Origin of the sequence: Acinetobacter sp. UBA2063 (genome assembly GCF_002333245.1) — a bacterium.
Classification (GTDB): Bacteria; Pseudomonadota; Gammaproteobacteria; order Pseudomonadales; family Moraxellaceae; genus Acinetobacter; species Acinetobacter parvus.
In genome coordinates, this window is sequence record NZ_DDAH01000110.1 from 1 (window position 1) to 8,307 (window position 8,307).

Annotated in this window: 8 protein-coding genes and 1 pseudogene; 5 read left to right on the plus strand and 4 right to left on the minus strand. The window is 41.7% G+C overall.

The features are described 5' to 3' along the window. Positions 1 to 672: glycosyltransferase family 25 protein (locus B4H32_RS04860; RefSeq protein ID WP_286800459.1), on the plus strand; the 672-nt coding region annotated here is incomplete at its 5' end. 19 nt (positions 673 to 691) lie between these two features. Here the strand turns inward: B4H32_RS04860 and B4H32_RS04865 are convergent. Both B4H32_RS04865 and B4H32_RS04870 read right to left on the minus strand, forming a co-directional pair. Then, positions 692 to 1,564, minus strand: a complete 873-nt coding sequence (locus B4H32_RS04865) for a lysophospholipid acyltransferase family protein (RefSeq protein ID WP_026040073.1) — start codon at positions 1,562 to 1,564, stop codon at positions 692 to 694. Positions 1,565 to 1,569: 5 nt separating this feature from the next. Then, entirely contained in the window at positions 1,570 to 1,791 is a 222-nt protein-coding gene (locus B4H32_RS04870; RefSeq protein ID WP_004675553.1) for a hypothetical protein, read from the minus strand. Between the two features lie 212 nt (positions 1,792 to 2,003). Here B4H32_RS04870 and B4H32_RS04875 point away from each other — a divergent pair, with 212 nt between their 5' ends. Both B4H32_RS04875 and B4H32_RS04880 read left to right on the plus strand, forming a co-directional pair. Continuing rightward, a complete protein-coding gene (locus B4H32_RS04875) occupies positions 2,004 to 2,258 on the plus strand; it encodes a type II toxin-antitoxin system Phd/YefM family antitoxin (RefSeq protein WP_004683137.1) in 255 nt (84 codons plus the stop codon). Further along, the gene (locus B4H32_RS04880; protein ID WP_004683136.1) at positions 2,255 to 2,512 is read left to right on the plus strand and encodes a Txe/YoeB family addiction module toxin; all 258 of its coding nucleotides are present in this window, start codon (positions 2,255 to 2,257) and stop codon (positions 2,510 to 2,512) included. The genes B4H32_RS04875 and B4H32_RS04880 overlap by 4 nt, the downstream gene beginning before the upstream one ends. Before the next feature lie 63 nt (positions 2,513 to 2,575). Here B4H32_RS04880 and aspS read toward each other — a convergent pair whose 3' ends face one another. Both aspS and B4H32_RS04890 read right to left on the minus strand, forming a co-directional pair. Next, complete coding sequence (aspS, locus tag B4H32_RS04885; RefSeq protein WP_286800462.1) at positions 2,576 to 4,357, minus strand: aspartate--tRNA ligase; 1,782 nt, start codon at positions 4,355 to 4,357, stop codon at positions 2,576 to 2,578. 143 nt (positions 4,358 to 4,500) lie between these two features. After that, a complete protein-coding gene (locus tag B4H32_RS04890) occupies positions 4,501 to 5,271 on the minus strand; it encodes a DUF4184 family protein (protein ID WP_004757187.1) in 771 nt (256 codons plus the stop codon). 137 nt (positions 5,272 to 5,408) lie between these two features. Between B4H32_RS04890 and znuD the strand changes: the two genes are divergently transcribed. Both znuD and B4H32_RS04900 read left to right on the plus strand, forming a co-directional pair. Then, complete coding sequence (znuD, locus tag B4H32_RS04895) at positions 5,409 to 7,463, plus strand: zinc piracy TonB-dependent receptor ZnuD (protein WP_286800463.1); 2,055 nt, start codon at positions 5,409 to 5,411, stop codon at positions 7,461 to 7,463. A gap of 79 nt (positions 7,464 to 7,542) precedes the next feature. Further along, positions 7,543 to 8,307 (plus strand): annotated as a pseudogene (locus tag B4H32_RS04900) (phospholipase); the annotation flags it as partial.

Consider the following 8,307-nt stretch of genomic DNA (forward strand, 5'->3'; position numbering starts at 1 on the left):
GGACTTGATATAACAAAAACAGATCTTGCTAAAAGTGAAGTGGCTTGTCTATTAAGTCATGCTGCATTATGGCAAAAGGCAATCGATGAAAATTTGAGTCATATCGCAATTTTTGAAGACGATATTCATTTAGGAGAAGAAGCTACTATTTTCTTAACTAAAAGTGATTGGATTCCTGAGGGCTGCTCAATTATTAAGTTGGAAGCTTTTTATCCTAAAGTGGGGGTGGAGTCTTCTTTTAGAAGTTTGCCTTCAAAGCGTAAATTATCTTTATTAAAGACCGTACATATGGGGTGTGGTGGCTATATTCTATCGCAGCAAGCAGCTCGTGATTTACTCAATTTATTAGCAACTTATGAACAGTTGATTCCAGTTGATCATATTGTTTTTAAAGACTATATGACAAAGTTCCCTAATCAGATTTTCCAAATGCTACCAGCACTTTGTATTCAAGATCATCTTTTGGGGCAGCATGTTAACTTCCCAAGTTTTTTAGAAAAAGATAGGAACATTCGCAAAGGAGAGTACGAATATCAAATTAAGCCTAAGCTTAACTTTGTTCAAAAAATACAACGAGAGAGACTGAGACTCTCGGCGCAAATAATTAAATTGTTGAAAGAGTTTGTTTTAGTGTTGAAAGGAAAAAGGCTCACAAAAGTTAAGTTTAAATAATCACTTTGAAAAGATAAGATTATTTTTTATATAATTCATCTGAAGCATTCTCGCCCCTAAACCGCTTATACCCCCACATATATTCGCTAGGAAAGCGGTTGATCATCTGTTCAACTGCTTTATTCAATGCTGTCGTTGCGACTTCAATATTTCGATCATAGAGTTGAAGATCGTTTAGATCGTCACAGTAGACATCAAAACCTTCATCATCTTCGCGACGAAAACAGCTTAGGCCCACTAAACGACACTGGGTTTTTTGTGCCATTTTACTTGCTAATGTGCTCGTAAGGCAGGGAATCCCGAAGAAAGGAACCACAACACCACCTGAAGGTTGGGGCACATGGTCGGGCAAAATTACACTAAATCCACCTTGTTTAAGGTTTTTAAATAAAGCCTTTACACCATTGGCATCAGTTGGAACCAATGTTGCATTGAGTCGCTGACGAGCATGGAGAGCAAAGCTATTAAAGCCACTATCTTTCATCGGTTTGTACATGATGGTGGGGATACCGTATTGGTGTACCCAAGCATTCATCATTTCCCAAGTTCCAAGATGAGGGGTAATAATTAAAGCGCCTTTAGGATCATTGAGTGCATCAGTTAAGACTTCTAAATTATGCACAGTATGAATTTGCTGGATGCTCCACTCAGGAGGCATTGCCCAGCATTTTCCAGACTCAATATAACTTAGGCATTGTTTGGTGACGCTTTCCCGTGCCAATTGTTCTTTTTGTTCTGGGCTAAGTTCTGGATAGGCGAGACCAATATTGACTCGAGTTTTCCATAGCATACTTTTATTAGGATTTTGATTGATAAAGTAGGCTGCCACTTTTGCGATACTACGCAAAAATGTTAAAGGTAGAATACGTAGTAGGGTAATGTAAAACGACATGACCATCAGTCTTGCTTATCGGTATTGCCCTTGAGCACCATATAGATCAGTGCCACAAAAATCAGAAGTGCACCTGCAAGGCTGCTGATACAGAAATATAGAATACGTTGATTGGTGGTCATATTGAAAAGTTCATTGGCGAGGATGTAACGCATAAAGAACCACTGAGCCAGTGAAAACACAATAATTACAATCGTGTGTCGACGTACATCAGGACGCATTGCCATAAGACTGACCTCTCAATAAAAAGCAGCCTATTATGCCACTAGCAGGCATGATCGCAAAGTAAAACTCGAATATAAAAAACTGCATATTTCTGTATAAATATCCCCATTATTTTGGCTCAAAACAGATAAAGTCACTGTTGACTAGATTGAGTAATTTACAGTATTGTACTAAAATAAGTACAATTAATTGTACTCAATTAAAAAGGTGCAAAATGAAAGTTGTAACTTATTCCGATCTCCGCAAGAACTTGGCAACTGTACTTGATGGTGTCATAGATGATCACTCCCCTGTACTTGTGACTCGACAGAATAACCAAACGGCTGTATTGATTAGCTTGGATGACTTCAATGCCTATGAAGAAACAGCACACTTACTTAAAAACCCAGCAAATGCAAAGCGATTACGTGATTCTATTGCCCAGATTGAAGCAGGTAAAACCATCAACCGTGAGCTGATTGAAGAATGATTTTAAGTTGGAGTGATGAAGCTTGGGATGATTACCTCTATTGGCAAGCGACAGATAAACAAACACTAAAAAGAATCAATACCTTGATTAAAGACATTAAGCGATCACCATTTGATGGAATTGGTAAACCTGAGCCACTTAAACACGATCTAGCAGGGTATTGGTCAAGGCGGATTGATAAAGAAAACCGTATCGTTTATAAGGTGACATCTGAATCAATTATCATTGCGATGTGTCGCTATCATTATAATTAACTGAAAAAAATCATAAAAAACCCTGCATTAAGCAGGGTTTTATTCAGCAATCAATTGAAAAAATTACTTTTCTTCAGTTTTTGCTTTTTCGCGTAAACGAATACCAAGGTCACGCAATTGATTTGCTTCAACTGGTGCTGGTGCTTGAGTCAATGGACATTCAGCTGTCTTGGTTTTCGGGAATGCAATCACGTCACGAATCGAAGATGCACCTGTCATCAACATAATCAAACGATCAAGACCGAATGCTAAACCACCGTGTGGAGGCGCACCGTAACGTAATGCGTTGAGCAAGAAGCTGAATTTCTCTTCTGCTTCTTCTTCACCAATACCTAACGCTTCAAAAATTGCTTTTTGCATCTCTAAGGTATAAATACGCAATGAACCACCACCGATCTCAGTACCATTAAGTACCATATCGTATGCAACAGATAATGCCGCAGCTGGATTGCTCTTCACTTCTTCAACACTTGATTTTGGTAGTGTGAATGGGTGATGCACAGAAGTCCATTTGCCATCATCAGTTTCTTCGAACATTGGGAAGTCAACAACCCAAAGTGGAGCCCACTCGCACGTTGCAAGATTCAGGTCATGACCAATTTTCACACGAAGTGCGCCCATCGCGTCATTTACAACTTTTGCTTTATCCGCACCGAAGAATACGATGTCGCCATTTTCAGCACCAACACGTTTTAATAAATCGAGTACGATTGGCTCGATGAATTTCACGATTGGAGATTGAAGACCTTCGATGCCTTTTTCAAGTTCGTTGACCTTAATATAAGCCAAGCCTTTAGCACCGTAGATGCCTACGAATTTGGTGTATTCGTCAATCGCACTACGTGGTAATGAACCTGCACCAGGAACACGTAACGCAACAATACGACCTTTAGGATCCTTGGCAGGGCCTGCGAATACCTTGAACTCAACGTCCTGCATCAAGTCTGCAACGTCAACTAATTTCAATGGAATACGCATATCTGGTTTGTCAGATGCATAGTCGCGCATTGCGTCAGCGTAAGTCATACGTTCGAATTTATCGAATTTTACATTCAATAATTCGTCGAACATTTTAACTGTTAAGCCTTCCATTAAATCCATGATGTCATCGTCACTCATGAACGATGTTTCAACGTCGATTTGGGTAAATTCAGGCTGACGATCCGCACGCAAGTCTTCGTCACGGAAGCATTTAGCAATCTGGTAATAACGATCAATACCACCCACCATCAACAACTGCTTAAACAATTGTGGTGATTGTGGCAGTGCATAGAAGCTACCATTTGAAACACGACTGGGTACTAAATAGTCACGTGCACCTTCAGGAGTTGCACGAGTCAAGATTGGTGTTTCAACGTCTAAGAAACCATGATCTTCGAAATAGTTACGAATTAAGTTAGTCACTTTAGAGCGGAAGCGTAAGCGATCTAACATTTCAGGACGGCGAATGTCCAGGAAACGGTATTTCAAACGAATTTCTTCAGAAATATTGGTGTTTTCGTCATTCAATGGGAATGGAGGCGTTTCAGAAGCAGCAAGAACTTCGATTTCTTTCGCTAAAACTTCAATCTGACCACTCACCATATTGGCATTTTCAGTACCTTCATAGCGACGACGAACACGACCTGTAATTTTTAAAACAAATTCAGAACGTGCTTTATCCGCAGTAGCAAATGCTTCTGGTGTATCAGGGTCAATTACGACTTGAACTAAGCCATCACGGTCACGCATATCCAGGAAAATCACACCGCCATGATCACGGCGACGATGAACCCATCCGCATAAAGTAACTGTTTGATCGATTTGGGCTTCAGTTAAAGAGCCACAGTAATGAGTGCGCATCATATTGAATTATTATCCAAACTATATTGGCTGTAGAAGATGCATACGTAAACAGCGCAGCATCAATGGAGCGAAGATTATGCCTTGTTGAACGTCCAGTCTCAAGTCTTAATGCTTTGGGGGCAATGCTAATTCAATGCTTTGGGTTAAAATTCTGCCATATGGGCTTTTCGATGCAGCAACAAACTCATTAAACAGCAAATACTAAATAGTATGAGTCCATTTTGGGAGAACTGGTTGATGGCTTTGCCAATAAAGAAGTAACGTTCAGTATTCCACAGTTCAGCCGAAATGGTGTGGCTGTATTTCCATACTGCCAACATGCCACCAGTCACTGAAATGGCCATACTCAGCAAGGCAAACAGCTTTATTTTCCCTGAAATAGGCGTGTCCTGTTTGTAGGTTTGGTAATAGTTTAGACACATCCACAATAAGAAAGGCAAGCTGAGAATGGATGATGCAATTTGTAGAATAAAATGCAGGGGATAATGAACATTCCCTAGGGAAATATTTTGGGCGAGCGTGTCTTGAAAGGCAAAGGTGCGAAAGTCTAAATGAGTCAATCCATCCCAGATGAGATGTGTTGCTGTTCCTAAAATGATGGCTAAACAACACATCAGTATAAAAGCCACCGTCTCATCAAAGGATTTGATCTTTAAAGGGTGCCTGATCCCTAAAAAACGATAAATCACGGGGCGATAGAGTAAATACCACAACAGACAAAAGCATAAGCCAATTGGAAGATTGGGAAATAAAATCCCTGACCATTGATGGGTTAAGGCAATGGTTTCTGTTGTAAACAAGCGATACAGGTCTGGTGTCATACAGCCGATGGCTAAGGCTGCAATCGGTAAATGACCCCGACTAAGTTTGGATAAGGGTGGAGCAAGCACCGCATGAGAGAGAGTAAAGGGCATAAGCTTGAATCATGAAGAATGCTTGAATCATGGAGGGGCAGTTTAACAAAAGCACTGGGTTTGTATGTTTTTTATTGCAAAAATAATGAAATGTTATAATATAACAAAAATAAAGATCGACTGATTTGAGACATGGTATGTCATTTCCTAAAAATATTCTGACCTTATCCATTTTGGCTGTTGCGTCTGTATCTGTATTTGCCTCAGAACATGAGCAGGCGACAACGCTGGACACCATCCGCATTAAGGCGCATCCGCTTGAGCAAACCTCAAAGGACTTTGCAGTTGCAGATACAGTGGTAGACCAAAAACGCTTGGCGCAAGGGGCAGTGACCATTGGCGAGGCATTGAGTGGTGAAACGGGAATTTCCTCCAATCAGTTTGGCGAAGGCTCTAGCCGACCTTTGATTCGTGGGCAAGATGGTCCTCGCGTAAAAATTCTACAAAATTCTTCTGAAAATATTGATGTATCAACACTTTCTCCAGACCATGCGGTAACGGTTGATCCAGCGCTGGCAAAACAGGTTGAAGTGATTCGTGGGCCATCCACTCTATTATTTGGTGCTGGAACGGTAGGCGGTCTGGTGAATGTCACCGATAGTAAACTTCCAACAGCACTGCCAGAAAAGGGCTATGAGGGTAATGTTGGCTTGCGTTACAACACGGGCAGTGATGAAAAGCTGGCGACTGCAGGTGTAACGCTGGGCTTGGGTGATCAGGTTGCCTTGCGTGTTGAGGGCTTAAAGCGTGAAGCCAATGACTATATCGCACCAGATTATGTACATGAGGGCGAAAAGGAACGCCGTGTTGACAACACCTTTGCCAAAGGCCAGACCGTAAATGTCGGTTTGTCATGGATTTATGATCGTGGCTTTACGGGGATTTCCTATAGCAACCGTCAGGACCAATATGGCTTGCCAGGACATAGCCATGAATATGAAAGCTGTCATTTACATGGACTCAGCCTGCACTGTGGCGAACATGACCATGATGAAGATGAGCATGACGACCATGATCACGATCATGCACATGAAGCAGGTCCCTGGATTGACCTGAAATCTGAACGTTATGACGTGCGTACCGAACTGGATGACCCATTTGCAGGCTTTAAAAAATTGCGTGCTCAAGCCAGTTATACCGATTATCAACATGATGAAATCGAGGAAGATACCATTTCGACCCGTTTTAAAAACAAGGGTTATGATGGACGTTTAGAGTTGGTACACAACCCACTGGGTGCATGGGAGGGTGTGATTGGTACACAGTACGGACAACAAAAGCTGGAACTGACAGGTGAAGAAGCCTTTTTGGCACCAAACACCACCAAAAAATGGAGTGTATTCGCTTTGGAACATGCCCAGTTGAATGATGTGCATGTTGAGTTGGCGGCACGCGTAGACCAGCAAAAAATTGATATTGATGATTCAAGCAAAAAAGATTTCGACGGTTCAGCCTTTTCTGTTTCTGGTGCAGCCAACTGGGAGTTTGCGCCAAACTACAAACTTTCTTTGGTCACGTCTCATCAGGAGCGTTTGCCTTTGGCGCAGGAGCTTTATGCAGATGGTGGACATTTCGCCACCAATACCTATGAGCTGGGCAATGACCAACTGAGCAAGGAAAAATCAAATAATGTGGAACTGGGCTTCCATTATGATGACAACACTTTTGACTATCATGTCCACGTGTATCACAACTGGTTTGATGACTATATCTATGCCCAAACCTTAGACCGTTATAAGGACTTCCGTCTAGTGCAATATGCGCAGGACAAAGCTAAGTTCTATGGTGCGGAAGCGGAAGCGGGCTATCAAATTTCACCGATCTATAAGCTCAGTGTGTTTGGTGATTATGTGCGTGGCAAGATCGATAATGACAATGCACCACGTGTGCCAGCAGGACGTTTAGGGACTAAGCTCAATGCTGATTTTGATGATCACTGGAGTGGTTCGGCTGAATACTATCATGTGTTCCAGCAGGACAAGATTGCGGCTTATGAAACAGACAGCCAAAGCTATAACATGCTCAATCTCGGTGTGGCGTACTCAGGTAATTACAGTAATGTCAGCGATTATCGGGTGTTCCTGAATGCCAACAACCTGCTGGATGATCAGGTCTATCAACATGCCTCATTCCTTTCAACCATTCCACAGGTGGGACGTAACTTTAGCGTTGGTGTGAATTTTAGTTTCTAATTTATCACTTAAATCTTATTGAAAAATCAAAGTATAAGCTCTAGCCTTAACCCATTAGGCTAGGGCTTTTTTTGTTTATATGCGTATCTTCCAACGAATCCATCAAAAATTAAACTGGTCAGGTCGACGTTACATGGCAGTCATATTGAGTATTGTGGTGATTGGGTACATTGCTTCGGCAATTTACCACACTGTAAAACCGCTCCCACAAGGGCTGAATTTTACGGGACAACTGCGCCATGCCAATGTGAAATTTCTGGCAGATCAAACCTATATGGATGCGCAGGGTCAGCAACAGGTAGACCAACATATTTTCAGGGAAGTCTTTCAACTGATTGATCAGGCACAGACCACAATTGTGCTGGATATGTTCCTGTTTAATCAGGAAGTTGGAAAATCTAAAGTTAAACAGATTCCTTTAACGCAGCAACTGACTAATGCATTGATCGCAAAGCGTCGTCAAGACCCAAATATTCAGGTAGTTGTCATTACTGATCCAATCAATTCTGTTTATGGTGGCATTGCACCAAAGCATTACCGTCAGCTACGTCAGGCAGGCGTGGAAGTCATTGAAACAGATTTAAAACCATTGCGTGCTTCAAATCCACTCTGGTCGGGATTCTGGTATATATGCTGCCAAAGTCTGGGCAATAACCCAGAAAAAGGTTGGTTAAGCAATCCATTTGGTGATGAAAAGATTACTTTGCGCAGTTATCTGGAACTATTTAACTTTAAGGCGAATCACCGTAAAACATTGGTGGTGGATACAGAGCAGGGTTGGAAAAGTCTGGTGACTTCAGCCAATCCACACGATGGCAGCTCACATCATAGTAACGTCGCTCTA